This is a genomic window from Chitinophaga barathri (assembly GCF_003807585.1).
Taxonomy (GTDB): domain Bacteria; phylum Bacteroidota; class Bacteroidia; order Chitinophagales; family Chitinophagaceae; genus Chitinophaga; species Chitinophaga barathri.
This window is the reverse complement of the sequence record NZ_RMBX01000015.1, coordinates 70,555-97,065: the sequence shown is the minus strand read 5'-3', so window position 1 is coordinate 97,065 and position 26,511 is coordinate 70,555. Positions and strand designations below refer to the sequence as shown.

26 protein-coding genes are annotated in these 26,511 nt (G+C 53.3%); 14 read left to right on the top strand and 12 right to left on the bottom strand.

Annotation, left to right across the window (positions count from 1 at the left end):
• Positions 1-50 precede the first annotated feature (50 nt).
• From thiS to EG028_RS24265, 8 genes are all read left to right on the top strand, one after another.
• Positions 51-254, top strand: coding sequence for a sulfur carrier protein ThiS (thiS, locus tag EG028_RS24300; RefSeq protein WP_120518950.1), 204 nt, complete (start codon positions 51-53; stop codon positions 252-254).
• 144 nt (positions 255-398) lie between these two features.
• A complete protein-coding gene (gene thiC, locus EG028_RS24295; RefSeq protein ID WP_120518949.1) occupies positions 399-2,210 on the top strand; it encodes a phosphomethylpyrimidine synthase ThiC in 1,812 nt (603 codons plus the stop codon).
• Positions 2,210-2,809, top strand: coding sequence for a thiamine phosphate synthase (locus tag EG028_RS24290; protein ID WP_120518948.1), 600 nt, complete (start codon positions 2,210-2,212; stop codon positions 2,807-2,809). Before thiC ends, EG028_RS24290 begins: the two co-directional genes overlap by 1 nt.
• A 25-nt stretch (positions 2,810-2,834) precedes the next feature.
• Positions 2,835-3,599, top strand: a complete 765-nt coding sequence (locus EG028_RS24285; protein ID WP_120518947.1) for a hydroxymethylpyrimidine/phosphomethylpyrimidine kinase — start codon at positions 2,835-2,837, stop codon at positions 3,597-3,599.
• 12 nt (positions 3,600-3,611) lie between these two features.
• Positions 3,612-4,232 carry a thiamine phosphate synthase gene (thiE, locus tag EG028_RS24280; RefSeq protein ID WP_120518946.1) on the top strand — a complete coding sequence of 207 codons (621 nt, stop codon included), beginning with the start codon at positions 3,612-3,614 and terminating at the stop codon, positions 4,230-4,232.
• Between the two features lie 4 nt (positions 4,233-4,236).
• Positions 4,237-5,010: a thiazole synthase gene (locus EG028_RS24275; protein ID WP_120518945.1), complete on the top strand. Its 774-nt coding sequence runs from the start codon at positions 4,237-4,239 to the stop codon at positions 5,008-5,010.
• Positions 5,011-5,152: 142 nt separating this feature from the next.
• Entirely contained in the window at positions 5,153-6,259 is a 1,107-nt protein-coding gene (gene thiH, locus EG028_RS24270) for a 2-iminoacetate synthase ThiH (protein ID WP_120518944.1), read from the top strand.
• A 138-nt stretch (positions 6,260-6,397) separates the two neighbouring features.
• Positions 6,398-7,609 (top strand): MFS transporter, encoded by a 1,212-nt coding sequence (locus EG028_RS24265; protein ID WP_120518943.1) that lies wholly within the window; start codon positions 6,398-6,400, stop codon positions 7,607-7,609.
• Here EG028_RS24265 and EG028_RS24260 read toward each other — a convergent pair.
• Genes EG028_RS24260 through EG028_RS24240 form a run of 5 tightly spaced genes read right to left on the bottom strand, consistent with a single transcriptional unit; the run spans position 7,606 to position 11,633 of the window.
• Entirely contained in the window at positions 7,606-7,986 is a 381-nt protein-coding gene (locus EG028_RS24260) for a group III truncated hemoglobin (protein WP_120518942.1), read from the bottom strand. The two genes, EG028_RS24265 and EG028_RS24260, sit on opposite strands and share 4 nt — an antisense overlap.
• Before the next feature lie 54 nt (positions 7,987-8,040).
• Entirely contained in the window at positions 8,041-8,535 is a 495-nt protein-coding gene (locus EG028_RS24255) for a hypothetical protein (protein ID WP_120518941.1), read from the bottom strand.
• Positions 8,536-8,585: 50 nt separating this feature from the next.
• Entirely contained in the window at positions 8,586-9,662 is a 1,077-nt protein-coding gene (locus EG028_RS24250; RefSeq protein WP_120518940.1) for an iron-containing alcohol dehydrogenase family protein, read from the bottom strand.
• A gap of 28 nt (positions 9,663-9,690) precedes the next feature.
• Positions 9,691-10,425 (bottom strand): 3-deoxy-manno-octulosonate cytidylyltransferase, encoded by a 735-nt coding sequence (kdsB, locus tag EG028_RS24245; RefSeq protein ID WP_120518939.1) that lies wholly within the window; start codon positions 10,423-10,425, stop codon positions 9,691-9,693.
• A 14-nt stretch (positions 10,426-10,439) separates the two neighbouring features.
• Positions 10,440-11,633 carry a DegT/DnrJ/EryC1/StrS family aminotransferase gene (locus tag EG028_RS24240; protein WP_120518938.1) on the bottom strand — a complete coding sequence of 398 codons (1,194 nt, stop codon included), beginning with the start codon at positions 11,631-11,633 and terminating at the stop codon, positions 10,440-10,442.
• Between the two features lie 90 nt (positions 11,634-11,723).
• Here EG028_RS24240 and EG028_RS24235 point away from each other — a divergent pair, with 90 nt between their 5' ends.
• Positions 11,724-12,155: a YybH family protein gene (locus tag EG028_RS24235; RefSeq protein ID WP_120518937.1), complete on the top strand. Its 432-nt coding sequence runs from the start codon at positions 11,724-11,726 to the stop codon at positions 12,153-12,155.
• A gap of 261 nt (positions 12,156-12,416) precedes the next feature.
• A complete protein-coding gene (locus EG028_RS24230; protein ID WP_120518936.1) occupies positions 12,417-13,988 on the top strand; it encodes an N-acyl-D-amino-acid deacylase family protein in 1,572 nt (523 codons plus the stop codon).
• Here EG028_RS24230 and EG028_RS24225 read toward each other — a convergent pair.
• The 4 genes from EG028_RS24225 to EG028_RS24210 all read right to left on the bottom strand — a co-directional run bounded on the left by EG028_RS24225 (position 13,985) and on the right by EG028_RS24210 (position 18,206).
• The gene (locus EG028_RS24225; protein WP_120518935.1) at positions 13,985-14,332 is read right to left on the bottom strand and encodes a phage holin family protein; all 348 of its coding nucleotides are present in this window, start codon (positions 14,330-14,332) and stop codon (positions 13,985-13,987) included. The two genes, EG028_RS24230 and EG028_RS24225, sit on opposite strands and share 4 nt — an antisense overlap.
• 63 nt (positions 14,333-14,395) lie before the next feature.
• Positions 14,396-15,679, bottom strand: a complete 1,284-nt coding sequence (locus tag EG028_RS24220) for a M16 family metallopeptidase (RefSeq protein ID WP_120518934.1) — start codon at positions 15,677-15,679, stop codon at positions 14,396-14,398.
• 4 nt (positions 15,680-15,683) lie between these two features.
• Positions 15,684-16,922, bottom strand: a complete 1,239-nt coding sequence (locus EG028_RS24215; RefSeq protein WP_120518933.1) for a M16 family metallopeptidase — start codon at positions 16,920-16,922, stop codon at positions 15,684-15,686.
• 72 nt (positions 16,923-16,994) lie between these two features.
• Positions 16,995-18,206 (bottom strand): aspartyl protease family protein, encoded by a 1,212-nt coding sequence (locus tag EG028_RS24210; protein ID WP_120518932.1) that lies wholly within the window; start codon positions 18,204-18,206, stop codon positions 16,995-16,997.
• Between the two features lie 120 nt (positions 18,207-18,326).
• On the opposite strand from EG028_RS24210, the gene mqnC reads away from it, so the two are divergent.
• From mqnC to EG028_RS24195, 3 genes are all read left to right on the top strand, one after another.
• Complete coding sequence (gene mqnC, locus EG028_RS24205) at positions 18,327-19,451, top strand: cyclic dehypoxanthinyl futalosine synthase (RefSeq protein WP_120518931.1); 1,125 nt, start codon at positions 18,327-18,329, stop codon at positions 19,449-19,451.
• Between the two features lie 468 nt (positions 19,452-19,919).
• Positions 19,920-20,567 (top strand): hypothetical protein, encoded by a 648-nt coding sequence (locus EG028_RS24200; protein ID WP_123864787.1) that lies wholly within the window; start codon positions 19,920-19,922, stop codon positions 20,565-20,567.
• A gap of 102 nt (positions 20,568-20,669) precedes the next feature.
• Positions 20,670-21,215, top strand: a complete 546-nt coding sequence (locus EG028_RS24195; protein WP_120518929.1) for a GNAT family N-acetyltransferase — start codon at positions 20,670-20,672, stop codon at positions 21,213-21,215.
• A gap of 3 nt (positions 21,216-21,218) precedes the next feature.
• On the opposite strand, the gene EG028_RS24190 is transcribed toward EG028_RS24195, so the two are convergent.
• Positions 21,219-22,112, bottom strand: a complete 894-nt coding sequence (locus EG028_RS24190) for a hydroxypyruvate isomerase family protein (RefSeq protein WP_120518928.1) — start codon at positions 22,110-22,112, stop codon at positions 21,219-21,221.
• 233 nt (positions 22,113-22,345) lie between these two features.
• Here EG028_RS24190 and EG028_RS24185 point away from each other — a divergent pair, with 233 nt between their 5' ends.
• Entirely contained in the window at positions 22,346-22,648 is a 303-nt protein-coding gene (locus EG028_RS24185; RefSeq protein WP_120518927.1) for a hypothetical protein, read from the top strand.
• Positions 22,649-22,663: 15 nt separating this feature from the next.
• Here the strand turns inward: EG028_RS24185 and EG028_RS24180 are convergent, their stop codons facing one another.
• Positions 22,664-25,393, bottom strand: coding sequence for an outer membrane beta-barrel family protein (locus EG028_RS24180; RefSeq protein WP_162946624.1), 2,730 nt, complete (start codon positions 25,391-25,393; stop codon positions 22,664-22,666).
• Positions 25,394-25,543: 150 nt separating this feature from the next.
• Positions 25,544-26,425: a GLPGLI family protein gene (locus tag EG028_RS24175; RefSeq protein ID WP_120518925.1), complete on the bottom strand. Its 882-nt coding sequence runs from the start codon at positions 26,423-26,425 to the stop codon at positions 25,544-25,546.
• Positions 26,426-26,511: the final 86 nt, after the last annotated feature.

Sequence of the window (26,511 nt, the reverse complement as noted above, 5' to 3'; positions counted from 1 at the left end):
CTTCTCATCACATCCTTAAAGTTTATTGTTTCACCTAAACTCCAGCAAACATGGAAGTGCTTGTAAACAATAAACTTTATGCGGTGCAGCCGGAAACCACACTCGCTGCCCTCTTACAGTTTATTCAAATCTCCACCCGCAAGGGTATTGCCGTTGCCGTCAACCAGAAAGTAGTGCCGCGCCTCAACTGGAACGCCATTACGCTGCGCCCGGCGGACCAGGTCACGATCATCCAGGCCACACAGGGCGGTTGATCTTTTTTCCTGTAACCGGCTTCAGGACCCGACTCCGGCATCCGTTGCGTCGCACACTTCAGCGGCGGGATGCGGATGGGCGTTTGCGCGTATTCCCGCGCGAAAAGCCCCGCTATTCCCATCACTTTTAAAAGACCGTAAAAAATGCAAACGACCATCACCCGCACACCTTTCCCGGCTTCACAAAAGATCTATGTGAAAGGAAGCCTTCACAACATCGAAGTGGCCATGCGTGAAATAACCCTCTCGGATACACGCCTGCACGGCCGCAACGGCGGCACCGAACCCAACGCACCCGTTACCATTTACGACGCCAGTGGTCCCTACACAGACCCGGACGTGGCCATCGACCTGGCCAAAGGCCTTCCCCGCCTGCGCCAGCCCTGGATCACCGGCCGCGGCGACGTGCAGGAACTGGAACAGTTCTCCTCCGCATATGGCCGCGCCCGCCTGGCGGACCCGGCGCTGGATCACCTCCGTTTTGAACACCTGCAACTGCCGCTGAAAGCAAAGCCCGGCAACAATGTATCCCAACTGCACTATGCCCGCAAAGGCATCATCACCCCGGAGATGGAATACATCGCCATCCGGGAGAACCAGCGGGCGGAAGAACAATTCCGCGCGGACAATTCCCTCTGGCAGCAGCACCGCGGCACCGGCCGTCACAATGCATTCATCACACCGGAATTTGTCAGGAAAGAAGTAGCCGAAGGCCGCGCCATCATTCCGTCAAACATCAATCACCCCGAGAGCGAACCGATGATCATCGGCCGCAACTTTCTCGTGAAAATAAATGCCAACATCGGCAATTCCGCCGTTACCTCCTCCATCGAAGAAGAAGTGGAAAAAGCCGTGTGGGCCTGCCGCTGGGGCGCGGATACCATTATGGACCTCAGCACCGGCAAACACATCCACGAAACCCGTGAATGGATCATCCGCAATTGCCCTGTGCCAGTCGGTACCGTGCCTATCTACCAGGCGCTGGAGAAAGTGAATGGCAAAGCTGAAGAACTTACCTGGGAACTGTTCCGCGATACGCTTATTGAGCAGGCGGAGCAGGGCGTTGATTATTTCACCATCCACGCGGGCGTATTGCTGCGGTATGTGCCGCTCACCGCGCGCCGCATGACGGGCATCGTGTCCCGCGGCGGCTCTATCATGGCTAAATGGTGCCTCGCCCATCACAAAGAGAATTTCCTGTACACACACTTCGCCGAAATATGCGAGATCATGCAGGCATACGATGTGGCCTTTTCCCTCGGCGACGGCCTGCGCCCCGGATCCATTGCGGACGCCAATGACGCCGCGCAGTTCGCGGAACTGGAAACCCTCGGCGAGCTCACCCATGTGGCCTGGAAACAGGATGTGCAGGTGATGATCGAAGGCCCCGGCCATGTGCCCATGCACCTTATCAAAGAAAACATGGACAAACAGCTGGAACATTGCCACGAAGCGCCTTTCTACACCCTCGGCCCCCTCACGACGGACATCGCGCCCGGGTACGATCACATCACCAGCGCCATCGGCGCAGCCATGATAGGCTGGTTTGGCACTGCCATGCTTTGTTATGTAACACCCAAGGAACACCTCGGCCTGCCCGACCGTGAAGATGTGAAACAGGGCGTGATCACCTACAAACTGGCGGCGCACGCGGCGGACCTTGCCAAAGGCCATCCCGGCGCGCAGTACCGGGACAATGCATTGAGCAAGGCCCGGTTTGAGTTCCGCTGGGAAGACCAGTTCAATCTTTCGCTGGACCCCGATACCGCCCGCGCTTTCCACGACGAAACCCTGCCGTCCGACAACGCCAAGGTGGCGCATTTCTGTTCCATGTGCGGCCCGCATTTCTGCAGCATGAAGATCTCGCAGGAAGTGAGGGATTACGCGGACGCACAGGAAGGCATGGCCGAAAAGTCCAAAGCATTTGTGGAACAGGGCGGTGAAATTTATTCCTGATGATCTGGGTGGTAACAGCCCCGGATACGGTACCGGATGAAGCTTCTATCCTGTACGACCTGTTTTCCGCGGGCCTGGAAACGCTGCTGCTGCGCAAGCCCGGCTGGAGCGCTACGGAGTATGAGGCGCTGGTACAAAACGTACCGCCCGGTTTCCGCAACCGTATTATGCTGGCGGGATATCCCGAGCTGGTGGAACCGTACGGCCTGAAAGGGCTGCATCTCAGCGAACGGCTGCGCGGGATCATTCCCTCGCGGGAAACAGCCGTTTTCCGGGCATCGGGTTTTTTTGTGAGCACATCTATCCACTCGGCGGGAGAATTCAGCGCAAACGGCTCCGCAATGACGAATAACACCCCCTCCGATTGGGATTACCTGTTGCTCGGCCCCGTATTCGACAGTATTTCGAAAGCCGGCTACCGGGCTCAGCATTTTGATGACGTGCCTTACAATGCCATCGGCATCGGCGGCATCACGCCCTGTAATGCGGGTAAGGTGAAAGGAATGGGTTTTTACGGCGCGGCCCTGCTCGGGGCCGTGTGGCAGGAGCCCGAGCAGGCAGTGGAAGTATTCATGAAAGCAAAACAATCATGGGAATAACAGAACAAACGACAACTCAAATCATATGTCCACTTACGTAATGAGCCTGGCAGGCCTCGATCCCAGCGGTGGCGCGGGATTGCTGGCGGATATCAAGACCTTTGAAGCGCACCGTCTTCATGGCCTTGGTGTGTGTACCGCGCTTACCGCGCAGACGGACAGTGAATTCCTGGGCGTGGAATGGCTCACCGCGGACAAGATCATTGCACAGGCGCTGCCGCTGCTGGAGAAGTTCCCGGTGGAATATTGCAAGGTCGGCATCGTATCTCACCCGGATGTATTGGCGGAGGTGTTTCCGGCGCTCCGGAAGATAACGCCCGGGCTGCAGTTCATCCTCGATCCTGTGCTGAAAGCCTCCGCCGGGTACGTTTTTCACTCCGCTATCTTCCGGCAATGGGAAGCCATACTTCCTTACCTGCGCCTGCTTACGCCGAATTTTGAAGAAGCCGTGGCCATGAGCGGCGAGCCGCATGGTGAAAAAGGCGCGCAACAGATAGCGCGGCACTGCGCGGTGCTGTTGAAAGGCGGCCACCGCATGGACCGCAGGGGATGGGACACATTGTACCAGGCGCATACTGTACTGGACTTTGAACCACCCTCCGACGATGCATTTCCCAAACATGGCTCAGGCTGCGTGCTGTCCGCAGCCATTACCGCTTCTCTCGCAAAAGGGCTTTCCCTCGCGGACGCCTGCCGGGAAGGGAAGGCCTACACTTACAGGTACCTGCAAAGCAGCCCGGCATTACTGGGCTGGCACGATATGCAGACCGCCGATCAAAGTACTTTTTAAAACACTCAAAAAATGGAACGTCTTTTATACATCTCTCAACAAACACCGGGCGCATCGCATACCGAAAACATCCGTGCCGCCTGCGAAGCCGGCTGCCGCTGGGTACAGCTCCGTGTAAAATCCGGTGATGCCTCCGCTATTGCTTTTGAAGCAAAACAGATATGCGATCAGTACGGCGCTAAACTCTCCATCAACGATCATCCCACCATTGCCAGGGCGGCGGGCGCATACGGTCTCCACGTTGGTTTGCAGGACATGCCGGTGCTGGAAGCGCGCAGGATCGTAGGCACGGAATGCTGGCTGGGCGGTACCGCCAATACCGTGGCGGATGCGCTCATGCACGCGGAATCCGGCGCGGATTATGTAGGCGTGGGGCCGTTCCGGTTCACGGCCACCAAAGAAAAACTCAGTCCCATCTTAGGTATCGAAGGATACCGGCAGCTGATGAAAGGCATCGGGGACCGGCTGCCGGTGCTGGCCATCGGCGGCATCCTGCTGGAAGATATCCCCGCGCTGATGGATACCGGGGTGTATGGTATTGCCGTGTCCGGGCTTATTACGCATGCGCCTGATAAAAAGGCGGTGGTGGAGCAGATCCTGGAGCTGTTAAAACATTATTCGTTAAAAAACTGACATCATGGACCCACTCATTATAGCCGGGAGAACATTTGAAAGCCGGCTGTTTACCGGCACCGGCAAATTCGGATCATCAAAAACCATGGAAGAAGCTATCCTGGCCTCCGGGTCTGAGCTCGTCACCGTGGCGCTGAAACGTGTGGATATTTCCAACACGCAGCAGGACGGCATGATCTCCATGCTGCAACATCCGCACATTCACCTGCTGCCGAACACTTCCGGCGTGCGCACGGCCAAAGAAGCCGTCTATGCGGCCCAGCTTGCCCGCGAAGCCCTGGAGACGAACTGGCTCAAACTGGAGATCCACCCGGACCCGCGGTACCTGCTCCCCGACCCTGTCGAAACGCTGGAAGCCGCGAAAGAACTCGTGAAACTGGGCTTTGTGGTGCTGCCCTACATTCATGCGGACCCCGTGCTGTGCAAGCGCCTCGAAGAAGCAGGCGTAGCCGCCGTGATGCCGCTGGGCGCTCCCATTGGCAGCAACAAGGGCCTTCGGACATTGGATTTCCTGGAGATCATCATCAGCCAGAGCACGGTGCCCGTGATCGTGGATGCGGGCATTGGCGCGCCCTCCCATGCCGCGCAGGCCATGGAGATCGGGGCGGATGCAGTGCTGGTGAATACCGCCATCGCGGTAGCGGGGCAGCCGGTAAGGATGGCCGCCGCATTTAAGCAAGCCGTGATGGCAGGCAGGGAGGCTTACCTGGCCGGATTGGGCGGCATCAGCGTACATGCAAACGCCAGCAGCCCGCTGGTGGCATTCCTGGATGAATAACCGGTCTGTTTCATTCCGGCATCGTAAGCAGAGCCCTGTTAGCTGCCGGCCGCCGATACCGGGCTATTCCGGCATCACAGCCACAGTTCGGTTTAAGGATCAATAGCCAGTGTTGTCATTCCTGATCATTCAATTTTACCACATGTCTTTCGAAGATATATTCCGCCAGCACCGCTGGGACGATATAAAGTCCGCCATCTACGCCAAAACGCCCGCCGATGTGGAGCAGGCGCTCAGCCGCAGCCGCCGGACGCCGGATGATTTTATGGCGCTCGTTTCTCCCGCGGCCGCACCATACCTGGAGCAGATGGCGCACCTCAGCAGGCAGCTCACACAGCAGCGTTTCGGCAGAACCATGCAGCTGTACGCACCTATATACCTCTCGAACGAATGCCAGAACATCTGCACCTATTGCGGCTTCAGTTACGACAATCCCCTGCGGCGGAAAACGCTCAGCGGCACCGAGATCCTGCGGGAGATAGAAGCCGTGCGCACATTGGGTTATGAACATGTGCTGCTCGTAACCGGTGAAGCGCATCAAACGGTGGGAGTGGATTATTTCAGCAAAACGCTCCCCCTGTTCAGGCAGCATTTCGCGCAGGTATCCATGGAAGTACAACCCATGGACCGCGATGAATACGAACAGCTGATCCCGCTGGGACTTCATTCCGTGCTCGTTTACCAGGAAACCTACCACGAAGAGGATTATCGCAAACATCATCCCAAAGGGAAAAAATCACGCTTCGGCTATCGCCTCGAAACGCCTGACAGGCTTGGACAGGCGGGTATTCATAAGATCGGGCTGGGCGTTCTGATAGGGCTGGAGGACTGGCGCACGGATAGTTTTTTCACCGCCCTTCACCTGGACTACCTGCAAAAAACATACTGGCAAACCCGTTACAGCATTTCTTTCCCGCGCCTGCGGCCCTTTTCCGGCGGCCTTGCGCCCAAGGTGGATATGAGCGACCGGGAGCTGGTGCAGCTTATCTGCGCCTACCGTCTCTTCAGCGAAGAAGTGGAGCTAAGCCTTTCCACCCGCGAAAGCGGACAGTTCCGCGACCGCCTCGTGCAGTTGGGCATTACGACCATGAGCGCGGGCAGCAAAACCAATCCCGGCGGTTATGCGGTGGACCCTCAGTCCCTGGAGCAGTTTGAGATCAGCGATGAAAGAAGCGCGGGAGAAGTGGCCGGCATGATCCGGCAACAGGGATATGAGCCGGTGTGGAAGGATTGGAGCGCGTTTCAGTGAGCAGGCGGCTGGCACATCCCTGCAAAAGGGAGCGGGCATTAACAATCCGGGAATTGTTTTCGTCAGCTGATGAACGCGGGAAGGCAGATTCTGCAAAAATTCACACGTGATTTGCGGCCATCCTCCTAACTTTGCGGCATGGATCAGTCGAAGGGGAACATGTACACCATGCAGTTCTGGTTGCTTTGCTTCAGCAACCTGCTGTTTTCCGCCAGCTTTAACATGATGATCCCTGAGCTGCCCGCCTATCTCACCAGCCTTGGTGGAGCGGAATACAAAGGATATATCATCGGATTGTTTACCCTGATGGCGGGGCTCAGCCGCCCGTTCTCCGGCAAACTCACGGATACGATCGGCCGCGTGCCGGTAATGGTGTTTGGTTCTGTAGTATGTGTGATCTGCAGCCTCCTGTATCCCATGATCAGTTCCGTGGGCGCGTTCCTCCTCCTTCGTTTTTTCCATGGATTCTCTACCGGGTTTAAGCCTACGGGTACCTCCGCATACGTGGCCGATCTGGTGCCGTTCAACCGTCGCGCCGAGGCTATGGGCATGGTCGGGCTGTTCAGCACTATTGGCCTGTCGCTCGGGCCTTCCATTGGCGGCTCCATCGCCAATGCATGGGGCATCATGACCATGTTCCAGGTGTCTGCCGTATTCGCCCTGCTTTCTGTGGTGATCCTGATCGGGATGAAAGAAACGCTGCACAACCGCCAGAGCTTCAGGCCCGCCCTGCTGAAGGTTACCAGGCAGGAGATCTTCGAACCGCTGGTGATGGCGCCGGTGGTGATCACCTTCCTCACTTACTTTAGTTACGGCGCTTTGCTCACGATCATCCCGGACTTCAGCGCGCACCTCGGGCTTCAGAATAAAGGGCTTTTCTTTACCTTCTTTACGGCCAGCTCCATCGGTATCCGGCTGCTGGCTGGCAAAGCGTCCGACAAATACGGCCGTGTGCCGCTCCTGAAAATATCCGCCACCCTCATGGCCATCAGTATGCTGATGATCGCCTGGGCCACCACTCCCGCGCTTTTGCTGGGCGGTGCACTGGTGTATGGCGTAGCCCTGGGCATCAACAGCCCCGCCGTTACCGCCTGGACGATAGACCTCGGTCTTCCCGAACATCGCGGCCGCGCTTTGGGCAGTATGTATATTGCTTTGGAAGCAGGTATCGGGCTGGGGGCGTTCTTTTCAGCACACTGGTACAACAACGACCCGAGCCACTTTGCAAGGGTGTTTTATATCATGGCCATCGTCACCATCCTGGCCACCGTTTACCTGATGTTCATTTACCGGAACAAATATGTGAGGTATATGCGGAAGAGCATCCGCGCTTATGCCAGCAGGCACTAAGTATTAAACTGTCCCCTTTCAAAACGCATTTTTCCTAAAAATACCTGCCCGATGGAGGCGGCTTTTACTTTCGCCGTGGAAGCACGCGGGCCGCGGAACAATTCATCCACCGTGGCATGAAAAAGGGCGATCCATTGATCAAAGTGAGGTTTGTCTATCGGCAGGCTGCGGTGTTTGGCGTAGGGAGCGCCCTGGTATTCCATGATGCCCAGCAGTTGGGCGCCCCAGAAGCGGTACATGGTCTGGAGATGTTTCTCCCAGGCCTCCGGAGCGATACGCTCCGCGAAAACGGGCCCCAGCAAAGCATCCTGCTGGATCTTTCCATAAAAAGTATCCACCATCAGCTGTACGTCCTGTATTTGCTCAATGTCGCGCATGGCACAAAGTTCGGGCTTCCCCGGGGTTTTAACGATGATAAAGATCAGCCCGGCCTAGCGGTGGCGCACAAAACCGATCTCTTCCCGCGCATTATTTTCCCATTCAATCACCTCCATCAGGAATTTCTGGATATAGCGGGTCACGCTGTCTTCCGTTATTTCTTCAGGCTCAATGGTTTCCAGCATATCGTTCTTGGGTTTTTCGTCGTTCATCCCATCTATAAAAGGATAACTGATCCATACCACGATCTGCCCGTTGCGGGTCTGGGAAAAAGAAAGGAACCCGCCGATCTTCATCTTCTGCACTACGCTGAACGGCGATTGCTCCACGATGCCGCTGGGCTCATGGTCAAACACCAGGTATACGGCTTCGAGGCCCAGCATCATTTCATTGGCGCCGGCTTTCCATTTCAGCTTGTATTTTTCGGTAATGCCCGCGAGGAACCGGATCAGGAAGGGTTTGGACTTTGCCTGCCAGCAGGCTCTCCGCTCCTGTACCTTCAGTAATACCGCGGAATATTCTTTCGTGAGTTCTTCGATATTCTCCATAGCTATAAAAATAAAGGCTGCACCGGATCGATGCAGCCCTATGAAAAGTATTAGAGTTGTTCGTATAACTTTCTTAACCGGTCGCGGGTCATTTGCTGCTGCCAGTCTTTGCCCAGCGCGTTTTCCCACAGTGGCGCGAGGCCCATGCTCACGTCTATCATCTTATTAAAATCTTCGTCCGTGAGCCCTTTAGTGATATGCTGCGGTATTTCTACCTGGTGTTTCTCCACCATCTGCTTGAACTCTTTCACGCCAGCGGGGTAAAACTCCTCCAGCTTGTCGAACACGATACAGTTGCCAATGCCGTGTTTGGTGCCCAGCAGGTAGCTCAGTCCGTAGCTCACCGCGTGCGCCACGCCCACCTGCGAATACGCGATGCTCATGCCGCCCGCGTAGGAAGCCATCATGAGTTTTTCGTCCGCGTCATCGTCCCACTGGTCTTTTTTCAGGTAGATCTCCTGGCAGAGTTCCAGCGCCTTTTCACCGTAGGAACGGCTGAAAGCGTTCAGGTACGTACCTTCCAGGGATTCGATGCAATGGATATAACAATCCATCGCGGTATAAAAACGCTGGTTCACCGGGGCGTTCTTAATTAATTCGGGGTCCAGTACGATCTGGTCGAAAGGCGTATAGTCGGAGTTCATGCCCAGTTTTTTGGTGGGGCCGGTGAGTACGGTGGTCCTGCTCACTTCCGCGCCGGTGCCTGAAAGCGTGGGGATGCCTACTTTATACACAGCGGGATTTTTGATGAGGTCCCAGCCCTGGTAATCCGCGGAGGAACCGGGGTTGGCCATCATGAGGGAAACGGCTTTCGCCATATCCATCGTGGAGCCGCCGCCGATGCCGATGATGCCGCTCACTTCACCGAATTCCGCTTTCAGCTCGTCTCTCAGCCGGTCCACATACACGGTCTTAGGTTCATGGGTTACGTCTATGTACACGATCTTGTCTTTTCCGCGCAGGGGAATGCGGGAAACGAAGGGCTGATTGCCTTCAAAGAAGTGGTCCACAAAAAATATCATCGGCGCATCGCCTCTGCGGTGGGGCGCAATGATCTCGTCCACCTGGTTAAAAGCACCACGGCCGAAGATGACGTAACCTACCAGTTTAAAGTTTCTGAATTTCATGTATTCACAAAGTTTTCTGTGTTCTAAATTATTTCTCCAGCAGCCTGGACGCACGTTCCAGGTCTTCGGGCGTATCTATTTCCACGCCCATGTAATCCGTCACCACCATTTTCATGGGGATGCCGTTTTCCAGGTAACGCAGGCATTCGATCTTCTCGGCGGCTTCCAGCGGGCTCATGGGCGTGCGCGTGAATTGCAGCAGCGCCTCGCGGCGGAAGGCGTAAATGCCGATATGTTCGTAATACACGGAATTGATAGCTTTGTCGCGGGGATAAGGGATCACCGAGCGGGAAAAGAACAGTGCGTTGAAGTCTTTGTCCACCGCTACTTTCACGAAGTTGGGGTCTTCAATGTCCTTCCATTCTTTCAGCACCTGCATGAGTGAGGCCACCTGCACTTTTTTGCCTTCTTCGCCTTCAAATACCTTCAGCAGTTTTTCCAAAGGTTCTTTTTGCGTAAAAGGCGTGTCCCCCTGCACATTCACCACGATATCCACATCCGTCATGTCTTCCACGGCTTCAGCGATACGGTCGGAGCCGCTTTCGTGCTCGCGTTTGCTCATGATGGCTTTGCCGCCGTTGCGGGTTATCTCTTCAAAGATGACCTCGCTGTCCGTCACTACCATCACTTCGTCGAACACGCCGGTGGCGCGGGCTGATTCGTATGTGCGCCAGATAACGGTTTTACCCGCCAGCACGGCCATCATTTTACCCGGGAACCGCGTGGCTGCATATCTTGCCGGGATCAATGCGATTGTCTTCATGTGCGATGCTTGGATTATAAAACACTTTTCACAGCGGCGGCCAGTTTGGCGGCGCGGTCGCGCAGCTCTTCATCCGTCCAGGCGAGGCTGATGGGGAAAGAAATACAACGGCCGATGACTGCATCGGAAGCCGGGAATTCTTTGGTTTTATATTTTGCCAGTGCCTCGGCCAGCGGCGCCGCATAGGGCGTGAGCGTAGACACTGCTTTCAGATGGTCCCATTTGCGGAAATAATGCCAGTTGTTGTCAAACCAGTGGAATGCCGGCAGGCCTGCGGTTTTGATAGCTTTGGTGGCTGCACGCGCGGTATCCAGGTCCGGCAGGAAAAAGGTGAGGTGTGTGCAGCTGTCTCCTTCCGGATCGGGGATGCGGCGGAAAGTAACGTCCGGCACTTCGCTCAGTGCATTTTTCAGTACTTCTTTATTGTTGCGGAGAATGGCCAGGAATTTATCCAGCTTGCGGATCTGCGCCAGGCCCACAGCCGCGTGCAGTTCGGAGATACGGAAATTGTATCCCAGGAAAGGATGCCCGTCCGCGCCACGGTCCGCGCCGCCCAGGTGGTCATGACCATGGTCGGAGTACGCGTCGCATTTGGTGTATACGTCCTCGTCGTTTGTGATGATCGCCCCGCCTTCGGCGCAGGTGATGGTTTTTACAAAGTCGAAGGAGAAGGTGCCTGCATGGCCGATAGAGCCAAGCGCGCGGCCTTTATAGGTGGCGCCGGTGGATTGACAGGCGTCTTCCAGCAGCAGCAGGTTGTGTTCTTTACAGATAGCCATCAGCGCATCCAGGTCCGCCATGGAGCCGCACATATGCACGGGCATAATTGCTTTTGTTTTGGGCGTGATAGCCGCTTTTACCGCTTCGGGAGCGAGGGTGAGGGTATCGTCCACATCCACCAGCACGGGCGTGGCACCCACGGACAATACCGCTTCAAAGCTGGCTACAAAGGTGAAGGTGGGCATGATGATCTCGTCGCCGGCGCCGAGGCCCAGGGCCGCCATAGCGGTGGTAAGGGCGGTGGTGCCGCTGGAGGTCAGCTGTGCAAACTTAACGTTGAATCTTTCGCAGAGCGCCTGCTCCAGTTCTTTGGCTTTCCAGATACCTTTGCGGGGGCCGTCGAAGCCGTAACGCATGTAAATGCCTGTTTCCAGTACGTCATTTACTTCCTTTTTCTCTTCAGCGCCAAATAGTTCAAATCCGGGCATATTGATTTAATTTTTGTAGTTGTGCAAAGGTAGAACAATCCCGGAATGCGTAAATCATAAAAACTGTTTATCTTTTGCTAAAAATTTAACATGCGTTCGCTCATCATTATCATAGCAATATTCCTTCTAAACGCCCAGAATCCACTACAGGCGCAAGATCCGGAAGTCCCCCGCATCAAAGCCCTGATGAACGACCAGCTGAAAGCCTGGAACGCCGGTGACCTGGAGGGTTTTATGGGTACATACTGGAAGTCCGATTCCCTGCTTTTTATTGGCAAAAACGGGGTTACCTATGGCTGGCAAGCCACCCTGGACAATTATAAAAAGTCTTATCCCGGCAAAGAAGGCATGGGTACGCTTTCTTTTAACCTGCTGGAATTTAAGAAACTGCCCGGCGATACTTATTTTGTTATTGGCAAGTGGAGCCTGGCACGCACGATCGGCGATCTTTCCGGACATTTCTCCATCCTGCTGCGCAGGATCGGCGGGGAATGGAAGATCGTGGCGGATCATTCCAGTTAAGTTAAGCCCCGTCATTGCGAGGAGCAGCTGAGCTAACGCGGATGGGGCGACGAAGCAATCTCCTGAGTAAAGCTGACAAACCCAATATTTGGAGATTGCTTCGTCGCATCTCCCGCACAAAACCCTCCCGCTGCTCCTCGCAATGACGAACTTTCGCATGACAAGCTTTCTCCATCCTGCCTGAGCGGAAATCTGCACTAGAAAAACTGCCCGCCGATGCGTATTTTGTGTATACCGTTCAGGTCAAAATCTAAACATCGTATGCTCAAACGTTCCCTTCTTCCGGCGTTGCTGCTGGCCGCTTTTTCCGTAAAAGCGCAGACCGCGGACATTCTCATCAAAAACGCACGCATCATAGACGGCACCGGCAATAACTGGTATTACGGGGAAATAGCCGTGAAAGACGGCCGCATCCTGCAAACCAGCCGCATGCCGCTGAACCTCACCGCCACCCGTACCATAGACGCGGGCGGGAAAGTGGTGGCGCCGGGATTTATTGATGTACACACGCACATAGAAGGCGATGAAATGAAGGTGCCCACCGCGGAAAGTTTCATCTTCGACGGGGTCACCACCGTGATCACGGGCAACTGCGGCTCTTCCAACGTTGACCTCGGAAAATATTTCTACCAGCTGGACAGCCTGAAAGTATCCATCAACGTAGGTTCCCTCATCGGGCACAACGATGTGCGCAGGGCGGTAATGGGCAGTACGGACCGCCTGCCGAGCGCGGCGGAGCAGCAGCAAATGGAAGCACTGGTGGACAAAGCCATGCAGGATGGCGCCGTAGGCCTGTCCACCGGGCTGATCTATCTTCCCGGTCTTTATGCAAAAACGCCTGAAGTGGTGGGCCTTGCAAAAGTGGCGGCCCGTTACGGCGGCGTATACGCCACGCATATGCGCAACGAAGGCGATGCCGTGGAAGCCGCCATCAACGAAGCGCTGACCATTGGCAGGGAAGCGCAAATCCCCGTGGAAATATCTCACTTTAAAATAGGCGGAAAACAAAACTGGGGCCGCTCGAACGTGACGCTGGCCATGGTGGAGAAAGCAAGAAAAGAAGGGCTGGAAGTAACGATCGACCAGTATCCTTACACCGCCAGCAGCACCAGTCTCAGGACCATGCTGCCGGACTGGGCGCTCTCCGGCGGCACGGATTCCATCGTATACCGCCTGAAAGATCCCGCGATCCGCAAACGTATTGCATCGGAAATGACGGCAACGTATAAACGCCGTGGCCTGAAACACCTGGATTATGCAGTGGTGGCTTATTTTAAACAGGATACCACTTACAATGGCAAAAACATCGCGGAGATCAATAAGCTCAGGGGCCGCAAATCCACCCTGGCAAACGAAGTGCAGACCATCCTCGATATATCGGAAATAGGCAACGCCGGCATGGTGTTCCATGGCATGAGCGAAGAGGACGTCAAATACATTATGCAATACCCTTACAACATGTTCGCATCCGATGCGAGCATCCGCGAGTTTGGCGTGGGCGTTCCACACCCGAGGGGTTATGGCACCAATGCCCGTGTATTGGGCAAATACGTAAGGGAAGAAAAAGTCATCCGGCTGGAAGAAGCCGTGAGAAGAATGACCTCGCTGCCCGCGCAGAAGTTCCGCCTGCCGCAAAGAGGCCTGCTGCTGCCGGGTTACGCGGCGGACATCGTGGTGTTTGACCCTGAGACAGTAAAAGATCTTTCCACCTTCACTGCCCCGCACCAGTATTCTACCGGGTTCCAGTATGTGCTGGTAAACGGAATAATAACCCTGGAAAACGGGAAACACAATGGAACGCGCAACGGGACGGTCCTTAAGCTAAATAACTAATCGCGTTCCTGCGGGCCGAGGCTGAGCATGATGCCGCTGATGATGGACAGCACCACGCTGAAGATCAGCGCCCACCAAAAGTTGTCCACTTTAAACCCTTCCACCAGGCTGCTGGCCCAAAGCACAATCAGTGCATTGATCACGAGCAGGAACAAACCCAGTGTAATGATGGTTACAGGCAGCGTAAGGATCACCAGTATCGGTTTTACGATAAGGTTCAGCAAACCTAATACGATAGCTAGTATCAGCGCAGTAGTAAAGTCCTTGATATCCACTCCCGGTAAAAGATAGGCCGTTAGCAAGGCTGCAAGGGAGGTGACGAGGATACGAATCAGTATTCCCATGGTAGGAGGAATTTTGGATATATAGAAACTACACAAAAAGCATGCTGAAAGTTCAGCGGGCCATCAGATCACGATGAGCTCGTAGAAATCCTCCCTGTTGTAATATTGCTGTGCAAGCTGCTGTAACTCTGCGGCAGTAATGGTTTTGATGGTCTTGATATTGTTATGGAAATAATTTTCGTCAAGGTCGTTGAGAATAAGATTCTTCCAGCGCTGGATCACCTGGAAGGCCCCGTCCAGGTCGCCAAGGATGGACCCGATCATAAAGTTCCTTACCAGGCTCAGCTCTTCTTCCGGTATCTCTTCTTTTTGCAGGCGGTCCATTTCTTTATACACTTCAGTGAGCGTAGCCTCGCACACATCGCGGCCGGCTTCTGTTGAAATATTGATAGCGCTGGCCTGGCGGAAGTTGTACAGCTGTGAATGGATGCCGTAAGTATATCCTTTTTCCTCCCTGATATTACTCATAAGCCTGGAGCCGAAGTAGCCGCCGAAAATTGTGTTCAACACCAGCATCTTCGGGAAGTCCGGGTGGTAGCGGTTCGGGAAAGGTCGTGCTATACGCACCGCGCCCTGTACGCCGTTCTCATCATTGAAGATGCGGAATTTTTTTTCTTCCGCGGGCAGGATGGGCAGTTCGGGACGGATCGTGGAAGTTTCGCCGTTCCATAATGTGCTGCCGAAGTATTGGTTCAGCAGCGGGATGATATTTTCCGGGAGATTTCCCGCGATGAATATTTTACAGTTGGCGTAGTTGTAATGACGTTGGTAAAACGCTCTCAGGCTCTCCGTCTGCAAAGCATCGTAAGCCTCCATGCTGCTCACGCGGCCGTAGGGATGAAATTCGCCGAAGAGGTATTTGTCAATATGACGGTTGGCTACAAACTCGCATTTCTGGAGGTTCACCGCCAGCTTTTGTTTCATGTTCTGCGAAAAAATGGCCAGCTCTTCTTCCGGGAAAGCCGGGTCCAGCACCACTTCCTGGAGGATGGGCAATAGTTCAGCGGTATGTTTTGTAAGACAGTGAAGGGTATAGGTAGCGTTTTCGTGGTAGCAGTTACGGTTCAAATAAGCGCCGAAATATTCCGCCATTTCATTTACCTGTAATGCGGAATGTTTGCTGGTGCCGTTTTTCATCAGGAAGTTGGTAGCGGATGCCACCAGGTTTTCCGTTTCGTACCAGCTGCCTGCCGGGAACACCAGTTCCAGCTGCACCGTTTCCTGCTCTTCAGAGCGCACCACGTACACCGGGATACCATTGTCCAGCTTAAACAGCTCATACGGTTTCAGCGTTATGTCAAAATCTACTGCGTCTTTAATAGCGGGGGCCTGGCTTCTATTGATCATATCTTTAATTTCCTGCGTAATAATGAATGGTATTGGAGTTTTTCTCCGAAAAAATCAGCTGTGCTTCGTCCTGTATTTCTTTGGCCGTTACGCGTTCGTAGTTCTCAAACTCGGTGTTCATCAGGGAAGCGTCGCCGAGCAGTTCGTAAAAAGCGAGGTTGTTCGCGCGGCTCAGCAGGCCCATGTCTTCAAAGGCCAGCATACTTTCCACGCGGTTCTTCACCTTTTGCAGTTCCCTTTCAGGGATGATCTGCTGCTGTACTTTCACCAGCTCCTCCTGGATCGCTTTTTCCGCGTCTTTCATTTTCACGCCTTTCACCAGCTTGCCGTCTATGGCCATCAGGCCGGCGTCAAGGCTGCCGAAATGATAACAGTCGATGTTGCTGAAGAGTTTCTTTTCCTTTACCAGCACCTGGTGCAGGCGGGATGAGCCGCCGCCGCTGAGGATGTCGCTGAGAAGGTCCGCTGTATAATAACGCTGGTCTTTACGGGGATAAATGTGATAGGTCTTGTACAACGCGTCCAGCGGTACTTTGGCTTTTATTTCAAGTTTATGTGCTTCCTGCTGCGGGGGCTCCACGGGCAGGTTGCGTACGTATCTTTCGCCGCTCGCTATATCGCCGAACCATTTCTCCGCCAAAACTTTCACCTGTTCCGTGGTCACTTTCCCGGCCACAACAAGGATGGCGTTCACGGGGCGGTAGTGCCGGTAAAAAAAGGATTTTACATCATCCAGCTTTGCGTGTTCTATATGCGACAGCTCCTTGCCGATGGTCATCCAGCGGTAGGGGTGGCGGCTGTACGCCAGCTCGCGCATCTTGTGCCATACATCGCCGTACGGTTTGTTGATGTAATGTTCCTTGAATTCTTCCGTTACCACTTTACGCTGTACTTCCAGGCTCTTTTCGGAGAAGGCCAGGGACAGCATGCGGTCGCTTTCCAGCCAGAAAGCCGTTTCCAGGTTTTCCGCGGGCAGCTCTATATAATAGTTGGTAAGGTCGTTTGTCGTGTAGGCGTTGTTTTCCCCGCCCGCCATCTGGAGGGGTTCGTCGTACTCCGGGATGTTCACGGAGCCGCCGAACATCAGGTGTTCGAAAAGGTGCGCAAAGCCTGTCTGGGCCGGGTCTTCGTCCCTGGCGCCCACGTCGTACATCACGTTTACCACGGCCATGGGCGTAGTGGGGTCTTCGTGTACGATCACACGTAATCCGTTATCTAAAGTGAACCTGTTATAGTGAATCATATGTTACTGGTAATAAATGCCGTCTGGCCGTTAGTCAGCCAAAACATACAAATTTACGACAAATGCGGATAGCTACAATATGCTGCGGACCGGCAGTTTTTTCAGCATCAGTTCGCCGCCCCGCATAATGAGCAGGGTGGGCCGCGTACCGATGTTCTTCAGGATGTCCCGGTATACCTGCAGGTTGGTGGTGAAATTGTTGTTGATGGCCAGGATGAAGTCGCCGGGCTTGAAGCCGGCTTTCTCCGCCGGGGAGTTTTTGATCACGTCGGTGACCTCTATCCGGTTGTCTATCAGGTAAATAATGAGGCCGGTGTAGGAGTAGTCGAACTGGTCGCGGAAATGCGTGTTGGGCATCAGGTGGATCTCCTTTTTGGCGTAGTTCAGCGTGAGGTTGAACCGGCGGAGGAGGTCGTTGCCGATCATACCGGCCAGCGAGGGGTATGAGGTGATGTTCGTGATGTCGTCGAAGAGGTAGGTGGGCACATTCCGGAAATTGTACGCCCCGATCCTGAATTCGTTCATGGTGGTGATGTACATCTGCATTTTGCCGCCAAGACCCTGCGCTTCGGTGGGTATCACCTTGGCTTTACGTTTCACCAGCAGGGAACTGTCCTTAACGAATTGCGTACTAAGCAGCAGGCACATGCCCGCGCCGGTATCGAAGTAATAACGGTGGTTCACATTGTGTTTGCCGCTGCGCAGGGGTGCGCTCACCACGGGGATGTAAGTGAGGTTCGGGCGGAGCATATGCCCGCCGCGCGGGTATTTAAAACGGCCTTTGGAATAGATCAGGATCTCCTCTTTGTCATAATCCACCTGGAAAATATACCGGCTCAGCAGGCTGAAACCCATGATGCCGTCTATCTGTATGCCGTATACCTGGCTGATCAGTTCGTAGTTGTTGATATGGAAGTCCAGGCTGTCCACCTGGAGGCCGGGCAGGTGCAGGGTATTGTCCGAGGCAAAGGAGATGTTTTTGCTGGCTACCAGGCCGCGCACGACCTTGTCCGAGGGGGTGAGTTTCAGCCCGAGGTTGATGCTGGTGGTAGTGTCCAGCGAAATGCCGGCGCTGCCGGTGTCCAGCAGGAACTGAAGGGTATCCGGCAGGTTGTTCAGCCGGGCGGAGATCACCACTACGCCGCCATAATATTGTTTGAAAGGGAAACGCGTCAGTAATCTGGCTTCAGGCTCAGTGGTGTCTTCGGTTTCCTGCGCTATGGCAGGTACGGATGTGAACAGCAGGCACAGGACGATAACGTGAATAAAGGTTTTGGCTCCCATAATCAAAAGATGCTATGCATCGGTGTTTACCTAAATTTAACATTTCTGGTCAAACCGCCTTCATCTAATTGGTACAAGCGGCAAAATAAATTCTCCGGATACCCTACCTTTGTTTGCAAGATGCAATTACAGGACTTATACAAAAAGGCGCAGGAGTTCGGGTTTCTGACGGCGGAGGAAGGAGTGTTTATGTTTGAAAATGCCCCGCTGGCCGAACTGATGGAGATCGCCAATGAGCTAAGGAAGCAGCAGGTGCCGCATGGCAAGGTTACCTGGCAGATTGACCGGAATGTGAACACGACCAACGTATGTACGGCCAACTGTAAATTCTGCAATTTCTACCGCATTCCCGGTCACAAAGATGCCTATATCACCGGCATTGAGGAATACAAAGTGAAGATCGAAGAAACGCTGAAATACGGGGGTGACCAGCTGCTGTTGCAGGGCGGGCATCACCCGGAACTGGGCCTGAAATTCTACACCGACCTTTTCTCCGAATTAAAATCCCTTTACCCTGAGCTTCGTCTTCATACCCTCGGCCCTCCCGAAGTAGCGCACGTTACCAAGCTGGAAAAAAGCACGCACATCGAAGTGCTGCGCGCTTTGCAGAAAGCGGGTATGGACAGCCTGCCCGGCGCCGGCGCCGAGATACTCAACGACCGCGTACGCCGCCTGATCTCAAAAGGCAAATGCGGCGCGCAGGAATGGCTGGACGTAATGCGGGCAGCGCATAAGCTGAATATCGCCTCTTCCGCCACCATGATGTTCGGACATGTGGAAACCGTGCTGGAAAGGTTTGAACACCTCGTGGCCATCCGCCAGGTACAGAGCGAAAAACCGGAAGGGCATTATGGCTTCACCGCCTTCATCCCCTGGACTTTCCAGGATGTGGATACCCTGCTGGCGCGCATCCGCGGCGTACATAACATGACCACTTCAGAGGAATATATCCGTATGATCGCCATGAGCCGCGTCATGCTGCCGAATGTTAAGAACATACAGGCTTCCTGGCTCACCGTGGGCAAGTCTGTCGCACAGCTTTGCCTGCATGCGGGCGCGAACGACTTCGGGTCTATCATGATCGAAGAGAACGTGGTGAGTGCCGCGGGAGCGCCGCACCGCTTTACTTACCGCAGCATCCAGGATGCTATCCGCGAAGCGGGATTTGAGCCGCAGCTGCGCAACCAGCTGTACCAGTTCCGCGAGATCCCGCAGCAGATAGAGGAGCAGGTGATCAATTACTGATAATCTTTACCGGTTTATACGAAAGGCCGTCTCCTGTGAGACGGCCTTTCTTTTATAGTAAATTACCCGAAAAAAAGTTATTTCATTTTGATTTAAAATATTGATAATTAGTCGTTACCTGGTTTTACACCCACAAACGACACTTTTTCAACCTATTGATAAACAACATGTTCTGCGCATCAAGTCCACCTCATCTCCACCTTATGTCCACATTAAGAGCAATATTCCATTAGTGATCCTATAGCGATCCTATAACCACCCGGTATCCTTGCAGCAGCGATATATGGGCAACCCGGCGGTATTCAGCCAGCGATCCATGCGGCCGTTTTCTTCCCGGGGATAAATCATGGGGAAATATCTCCCTCGTTTTCAATTCTTTAACAGTTGCCCAAAAGTTATGTTAAATAGCATATGTCCATGTATCTTTTGCACCCTGTTTGCCGTCTAAAGAATATAAACACTGGAGCTATGAAGAATAAGATGAGATTTTTAACCGTAGGGATGCTTTCAGGGCTGGTGTTGTTCCTTGCATCCTGTTCCGGCACAAAGGTGACTTCCTCCTGGAAAGAGCCGGAAGTGTCAATACCCGCCGATCAGAAGATCCTCGTAATGGCGCTGGTGAGCGACCGCGAGGGCAGCCTGAGGGGCAGTATGGAAAAGGAAATGGTGGCCGCGCTCAGGCAGAAAGGGTATAACGCCGTTTCTTCCTATACAGAGTTCGGTCCTCACGCACTCAAAGGCCTCAATGAACAAAAAGCCATGAACAAGATCCGCAGAAGCGATGCAGACCAGGTACTGACCATCGTGATGCTGGACAAATCCAAAGAGAAGAATTACGTGCCCGGAGGAGGTTTTTACCGCCCGTTCCCGATGTATTATGGCCGTTTCTGGCCCTATTACAGCTCGATGTACAGCCGTATTTACGAGCCGGGGTATTACACCACGAACACGAAATACTTCCTGGAGAGCAACCTCTATAACCTGAAGGATAAGCAGCTGCTTTATTCCGTGCAAACGGAAACCTTCGATCCTTCGTCCGCCGCGAGAATGGCCGTTGTATACAGCCAGCAGGTGGTAAAGGATATGACGAAGCAGCAGCTCATCTCCAAACGTTAGTAGTACAGTACCGTCATAATCAAAGTCAACAGGTAATCTGCCTCCGGGTGGGTTGCCTGTTGGTGTTTTTAGAGAGTTTTTATATGTTTACCGGCCCGACTTATGCTAGAACTGCCTGTAAACGATACGATCATTCTCCGCCAGCTGCAGCCCGAAAACGCTCCTTCGCTTTTCCAGCTGATCAGCCGCTCCCGCAAAACCCTGCGCAAATATCTGCCCTGGGTGGATTATAATACTACAGAAGACCATTCCCTCCGTTTTATTGAGCTGATGAAACGTAAAGCGGAAGAGCAGGATGCCATTGCTTTCGGCATGTGGTACAACGATGTATTGTGCGGGGTGATAGACCTCCACGACTGGGACCATGCGCTGCAAAGGGCCGAGATCGGCTACTGGATCACAACGGATATGCAGGGGAAAGGTATCGTTACGGCCTCCTGCAAAACCCTGATCAGTTATGCCTTTGCCGCCCTGCGGCTGAATAAGGTGGAGATAAGGTTTGTGCTGCAGAACGAAAAAAGCGCACAGATCCCCATCAAGCTGGGGTTTGCCAAAGAAGGCATTCTCCGCCAGAGTGCTAAGCTACACGGCCAGTATGTGGACATGGTCGTGATGGGGATGCTTCGTAAAGACTGGAAATATCATTGATCGTTACACGTCGCAGATCAGCACGCCCTGCTTCAGGGATGCCAGCTTGTCCGCTCTTTTGGGTACAAACTCCTGCGCTACAAAACCTTTAAAACCGGTATCCAGCACCGCCTGCATGATGGCGGGATAATACAGTTCCTGGGTTTCGTCTATTTCGTGCCTGCCCGGTACGCCGCCCGTGTGGTAATGGGCGATGTATTGCTGGTTTTCGCGGATGGTGCGGATCACGTCTCCTTCCATGATCTGCATATGGTAGATGTCGTAAAGTAACTTGAAGCTGTCCGAACCTACCGCTTTGCAGAGCTCCACGCCCCAGGCGGTATGGTCGCACTGGTAATCCGCGTGATCCACTTTGCTGTTCAGCAGTTCCATTACCAGGGTCACCTTTTTCTTTTCGGCGTAGCTGATTATCTTTTTGAGGCCTTCCGCGCAGTTTTCTATACCCTGCTGATCGTCAAGCCCTTCGCGGTTGCCGGAGAAACAGATCAGGTTGCTGAAGCCGGCGGCGGCCGTCGCATCGATCATCGGTTTGAAATAATCTACCAGCTGGCCGTGATGTTCTTTCCGGTTCCAGCCGCGGGTAATGCCCCATTCTTTGCTGTTGGAGGAAACCATGGCGCTCGTGAGGCCGTATCTTTTAATAAGATCGAAGTCTTTGGGGCTCACCAGGTCGATGCTCTGTATCCCTATATTATTCGCGGCCTTACAAAGGTCTTCCAGGGGGATGTCTCCATAACACCAGGCGCATACGGAATGCCTGATCTTGCCTTTGAGTTTGTCGTCCAACGCCTGTTCGTGCGCGGATACACGGGATGTAAGTGAGGAAAGGGCGGTGCCTGCCAGTGCCATAGTTGCTACTTTTTTGATCGCATCTCTGCGGGAAGAATGGGTTGCCATAACGTGACGGTTTTACCGGTGGTGAATTTACTCGAAATCCCCGCCAAATGCAAGTAGGGAGGAAAGTACGTTTTTTTGATATTCCGGGTAAATACCTGACCAATGCGGTTCGTACCGAAACCCTTTACTGGTAAGCACTCCCGGGAATTTCGCCATCGTTTTCCCGGAAAGTGTCCCCGGTGTCAGTAACATTTTGGTAGGTTATTTGATTATATATACAAAAGCAAGTGAGTATGGAAAGGAAAACTACTCCCAGTTTAACGATGTGCCTCCTGATGGACCTGATTGGTCTGGCCAGCTATGCGGTGCCGTTGCTGGGCGAAGTGAGCGACGTGGTTTGGGCGCCTATTTCGGCCATCATCTTTTACCGGATGTTCGGCGGGCCGCTGGGCGCATTCGGCGGTGTGTTCAACTTTATCGAGGAATTGTTCCCCGGGCTGGACTTCATCCCCACATTTACCATCAGCCGCTTCGTGGTGTATATCACCCAGCAATGGACGGCGAACCAGAAAAAGAGGGTCATCAACGGCCAATAACCCGTTAACCCCCGATCAGAAGGCAGGAACCGCCTTGCCCGCTCTGCCCATGGCTGCGGACTTACCGCCAAAGCGGTTCAGGAAGTAAGAAAAGCTCAACATGAAATAACGGTTCAGCACCATGCTCCGTGTGTCTTCAATATAATTGTCCATCACAGTACGGTTCACGCTCACGTTCTGGTTTAGCAGATCGAACACCTGGAACTTCAGCAGGCCCTGCTTTTTGCTGAATACCGTTTTGGATACAAACCCGTTCACCATCGTAAACTGGTTGTTAAACCCTTCTCCCCGGCCGGTATTGGCTATGTAATCCAGGTCTCCCCCGACAATGAATCCCAACGGCAGGTTCACGTTAAAATCCAGGGTAAGTGTATAGTTGAAATAGTTCGTGTTATTCGTTTTATTCTCTGAAAAACGGACGCTGTTATAATTCACATTTCCCCCGGCAACTACATCAAACAGTTCCTTATAGATCCAGTTCACATTCACGCCTTGACCGAGGTTGAGGTTACTGGTGATGTTTTCCCGGCCGTTTACAAAGCTGATATCGCGGTTGTAGGTTATAACCGTATTGGTGTTCAGATACGATTTCTGCTTCCTGTTCAGTGCTAATCCGTTCACCAGGTAGCCACTAAGGTTATAAGAACCGTTTACGTTGATGGGCTTGATGATCTGTATCCCTTCCTTTGTAATGGTATTGGCATTTACGATCCTGTTCAGTGTAAAGGTGCCGTTAACCGACGCGAATAGGCTCCGCATGGTTTCATGAACATAGTCATTAAAGCTCAGGGAAAAGTTATTGTTGAAGGACGGTTTTAGGTCAGGGTTGCCTTCCCTTACCAGTAAAGGGTTCGAGATATCCGGCACAGGCTGTAATTGTTCCAGCGAGGGTTGTTGCGTCTGGCCCCTGTAGTTAAACGTGAGCCGTTTGCTCGCGCTGAAATTGTAATTCAGGACAGCCAGCGGAGAGACGTTCCAGGTTTCCTGGTGGATATTATCGCCTTTTGTCAGGTTGTCGCTGTTGAGGCTGTTTTGCTGGACGTTCAGGCCGATCGTATAATTGTAGCGCAGCTTCTGGGTCATCAGGCTGATGCCGGCCTGGTGGTTGCTGGATACATTTTCGAAGAGGTTCGTCAGGCTGTCTACCGTTACATCATAGATATCCCCGGTTTTGGACTTGTCGTACGTATGACGGTCGTTGGAATTGAATGTGTAATTATATCCATAATTGATCTCCAGGAACCGGTCCCGGAATACGGGCTCCGTGTAGCTCACCCTGACCCCGGCCTTGCGGCTGCTGCTTTCCTGGACTACCTTCTGATCCACGGTATCCAGCCTTTGGTTGGTTCCATCCCTGAAGTCAATAAAAGACTGGTTGATGGATTCCCGTTCCGAACTGTTGAACCCGTAGGTGAGATTGGCGCTGAGCGTTCTTCCTTTTTTATCGAACTTTTTCCTGAAAAGCGCCTGTGTGCTGAAGTTTGGCGTATTGGAGGTAGTCAGCGAACGGTTGCGGCTGCTGTTCACCGTATCCTTCGCATTGTTCATAGTAGTACTCCGCGATTCCGAAGCGTCCCCGCCGGTGGAATAGGCGAACATAGGCGTTACCAGCAGGGAATGGCTCGAATCTATCTGGTAATCCATCCGCATAAAAACACGGTGGTTCACCATATCGGACAGGGAGTTGTTGAAGTTATTGACGTAGGAGGAAGAATCCGGGCGGAAGATGTTCTGGCGTTCGCTGACCGTTTCATTTTCGGAATCCTTTTTATCGGCAAAATAGCTCGCATTCAGGCGCATCCCTTTAAAAAGCTCGTCACTATAATTGAGACCGCCGTTCCAGCTTTTGGTAAGACCGGTCCCCTGGCCACCTCTTACTTCCCCCACAGCAAAGCCCGGCGCATTCACATTGTTGGTACTGCCCAAAACGGAGAGCTGCTGCGTTTCCCGGAAGCGGTTGAAGGTAAGGCCGGCCTGGTAACGGTCGTTTGTGCCATAACCAACGCTTCCCCGCCCGAAGAAACCTTTCTTTTTTTCCTGCTTCACAGTCAGGTTCAGCGTTTTTTCAATCTCTCCGTCCGCAATACCGGTGAACTGGGATTGTTCGCTTTTCTGGTTGATCACCTGTATCTTGTCGATGATATCCGCCGGAAGGTTGCGGGTGGCCATTTTGGGGTCATTGCCAAAGAAGGGTTTCCCGTCCACCAGCACTTTTTTTATCGTCTCGCCATTGGCTTTGATCGTACCGTCCTTATCCACCTGCACGCCCGGCAGCTTTTTCAGCAGATCCTCCACCACCGCGTTTTCCCTGGTTTTAAAAGATCCCGCGTTGAACTCAATGGTATCTTCCTTGATACGGATGGGCGGCGCCACATCTACGATCTCCACTTCGTTCAGATTGAGCCCTGTGCGTACCATGCCGAGCGTGCCCAGCTCTATCAGCGCAGTGGTGTCTTTCACGTCTATACGCCGCGAAAGCTGCTTAAAGCCCATATAGGATACCACCAGGAAATACTCCCCGGGTTTGGAACCGGTAAAGGCAAAAGCTCCCTTTGCGTCCGCCACCACGGTCGTGTAAACGCTTGAATCCTTTCGTTCCAGCAAGGCTACCGCAGCATTCGGTAAAGCCTCTTTATTGGATTGATCCGCTATTTTGCCTGTGATCTTATTTTCTTTCTGCTGTGCCTTGGCAATGGTTCCGATGGCTATCAGGGCCACCAGGGTTAAAAGTAAGCGTTGTTTCATCCTGTTTGTCTCTTTTAAAGGTCGGATGGAACCTCGCATAAACATTATCCGCCCACATATTGTCTCTTAAAGGAAGCTCATGCGTGCTTCGCATGTTCCTATGTGGGGAAATTTATCATGCTCGGTTTCATAAGGGGGGTTTAACCGGGTCTATTGCATTTGTTGCTGCATTTTTTTGAATTGTTCGTTGTGCCACTTTTCCATGATGGACCTTCTTTTCTCTTTCAGTTCGGCCGCTGTTAGTTTCTGAGCCGTGGCAGGCAGGCTTACCTCCGTTTCCGCAATGGGCTTTAACTCTATTTTTTTAGCAATGTAGGAGCGTTTGCTGCTTTCAATGGACAGTACGACTCCCTTTTCCGGCAACACGCCGTTTACAGGCGAGAAAGACACGGGGATCTCTGTGGTGTACCAGAGCACAAACTGCTCGTCTCCCTGGTTAACGGTGGCGCGTTTGCAGCTATAACCCGCGATCTTTTTCGTTTTCCCGGAGGTTTTGAAATCCGGTGTCTCTTTATAGTTTTCTTCCGAATACCAGATGTTTTCCACTACGCTGTCCTTCCGCTCTTCCGATACGTCCAGGTACTTGCGGTTTTCAAGATCAATATACGTCGTGTTACTGACAGGGGGGCGCAGTGCATTAGCAGTAAACGGACGGCCTCCCCGCCCCGCTGCCCCCACCGGGACCGCGCCGGAGCTGGCAACAACGGTGTTGCTACGGTCAGATACCGTGCCCGCCGGGCCTCCCATCATCATCATCCTTGGCCCGCCGCCGCCTTCTGTTTCCAGTTTCCCCTTACCGCCGGAAAAGGTCAGGGTTTGTTTTGAAGTTATCAGGTTGGGTAAATCGGGCATCCCCTCCGGGGCGCCTTCGCTTCTGCCGCCGGCTGCGCTGTAGGTCACTACCCTCATTTGCCCGGCCTCCATCCGCATGGTCACTTCGTATTCTATCACGCCGGACTGCTGGGCCCTGGTTTCTATACCCGCAGCCAGTAACGCGGTGGCCGCAAGGATGGTTGTAATGGGTTTCTTCATGTTCTGATTTTTTCGTAAAATTCAGGTATCCCGGGCAGGCGGCGGGTTAAGCAATCTTATTTAGTGTTAAATAGTGTTAAGCCTTT

What these genes read in the sequence shown, in the direction of transcription:
- EG028_RS24260 (WP_120518942.1), bottom strand. Translation starts at nt 7,986, where the DNA reads ATGCGCGACATTGAGCAAATACAGGACGTACAGCTGATGGTGGATACT.
- EG028_RS24215 (WP_120518933.1), bottom strand. Translation starts at nt 16,922, where the DNA reads ATGATTCACTATAACAGGTTCACTTTAGATAACGGATTACGTGTGATC.
- mqnC (WP_120518931.1), top strand. Translation starts at nt 18,327, where the DNA reads ATGCAATTACAGGACTTATACAAAAAGGCGCAGGAGTTCGGGTTTCTG.
- EG028_RS24285 (WP_120518947.1), top strand. Translation starts at nt 2,835, where the DNA reads ATGTCCACTTACGTAATGAGCCTGGCAGGCCTCGATCCCAGCGGTGGC.
- thiE (WP_120518946.1), top strand. Translation starts at nt 3,612, where the DNA reads ATGGAACGTCTTTTATACATCTCTCAACAAACACCGGGCGCATCGCAT.
- EG028_RS24225 (WP_120518935.1), bottom strand. Translation starts at nt 14,332, where the DNA reads ATGGGAATACTGATTCGTATCCTCGTCACCTCCCTTGCAGCCTTGCTA.
- EG028_RS24190 (WP_120518928.1), bottom strand. Translation starts at nt 22,112, where the DNA reads ATGGCAACCCATTCTTCCCGCAGAGATGCGATCAAAAAAGTAGCAACT.
- EG028_RS24275 (WP_120518945.1), top strand. Translation starts at nt 4,237, where the DNA reads ATGGACCCACTCATTATAGCCGGGAGAACATTTGAAAGCCGGCTGTTT.
- thiS (WP_120518950.1), top strand. Translation starts at nt 51, where the DNA reads ATGGAAGTGCTTGTAAACAATAAACTTTATGCGGTGCAGCCGGAAACC.
- kdsB (WP_120518939.1), bottom strand. Translation starts at nt 10,425, where the DNA reads ATGAAGACAATCGCATTGATCCCGGCAAGATATGCAGCCACGCGGTTC.
- EG028_RS24220 (WP_120518934.1), bottom strand. Translation starts at nt 15,679, where the DNA reads ATGATCAATAGAAGCCAGGCCCCCGCTATTAAAGACGCAGTAGATTTT.
- EG028_RS24210 (WP_120518932.1), bottom strand. Translation starts at nt 18,206, where the DNA reads ATGGGAGCCAAAACCTTTATTCACGTTATCGTCCTGTGCCTGCTGTTC.
- EG028_RS24185 (WP_120518927.1), top strand. Translation starts at nt 22,346, where the DNA reads ATGGAAAGGAAAACTACTCCCAGTTTAACGATGTGCCTCCTGATGGAC.
- EG028_RS24290 (WP_120518948.1), top strand. Translation starts at nt 2,210, where the DNA reads ATGATCTGGGTGGTAACAGCCCCGGATACGGTACCGGATGAAGCTTCT.
- EG028_RS24255 (WP_120518941.1), bottom strand. Translation starts at nt 8,535, where the DNA reads ATGGAGAATATCGAAGAACTCACGAAAGAATATTCCGCGGTATTACTG.
- EG028_RS24250 (WP_120518940.1), bottom strand. Translation starts at nt 9,662, where the DNA reads ATGAAATTCAGAAACTTTAAACTGGTAGGTTACGTCATCTTCGGCCGT.
- EG028_RS24175 (WP_120518925.1), bottom strand. Translation starts at nt 26,425, where the DNA reads ATGAAGAAACCCATTACAACCATCCTTGCGGCCACCGCGTTACTGGCT.
- EG028_RS24240 (WP_120518938.1), bottom strand. Translation starts at nt 11,633, where the DNA reads ATGCCCGGATTTGAACTATTTGGCGCTGAAGAGAAAAAGGAAGTAAAT.
- EG028_RS24230 (WP_120518936.1), top strand. Translation starts at nt 12,417, where the DNA reads ATGCTCAAACGTTCCCTTCTTCCGGCGTTGCTGCTGGCCGCTTTTTCC.
- EG028_RS24235 (WP_120518937.1), top strand. Translation starts at nt 11,724, where the DNA reads ATGCGTTCGCTCATCATTATCATAGCAATATTCCTTCTAAACGCCCAG.
- thiC (WP_120518949.1), top strand. Translation starts at nt 399, where the DNA reads ATGCAAACGACCATCACCCGCACACCTTTCCCGGCTTCACAAAAGATC.
- EG028_RS24265 (WP_120518943.1), top strand. Translation starts at nt 6,398, where the DNA reads ATGGATCAGTCGAAGGGGAACATGTACACCATGCAGTTCTGGTTGCTT.
- EG028_RS24180 (WP_162946624.1), bottom strand. Translation starts at nt 25,393, where the DNA reads ATGAAACAACGCTTACTTTTAACCCTGGTGGCCCTGATAGCCATCGGA.
- EG028_RS24195 (WP_120518929.1), top strand. Translation starts at nt 20,670, where the DNA reads ATGCTAGAACTGCCTGTAAACGATACGATCATTCTCCGCCAGCTGCAG.
- thiH (WP_120518944.1), top strand. Translation starts at nt 5,153, where the DNA reads ATGTCTTTCGAAGATATATTCCGCCAGCACCGCTGGGACGATATAAAG.
- EG028_RS24200 (WP_123864787.1), top strand. Translation starts at nt 19,920, where the DNA reads ATGAAGAATAAGATGAGATTTTTAACCGTAGGGATGCTTTCAGGGCTG.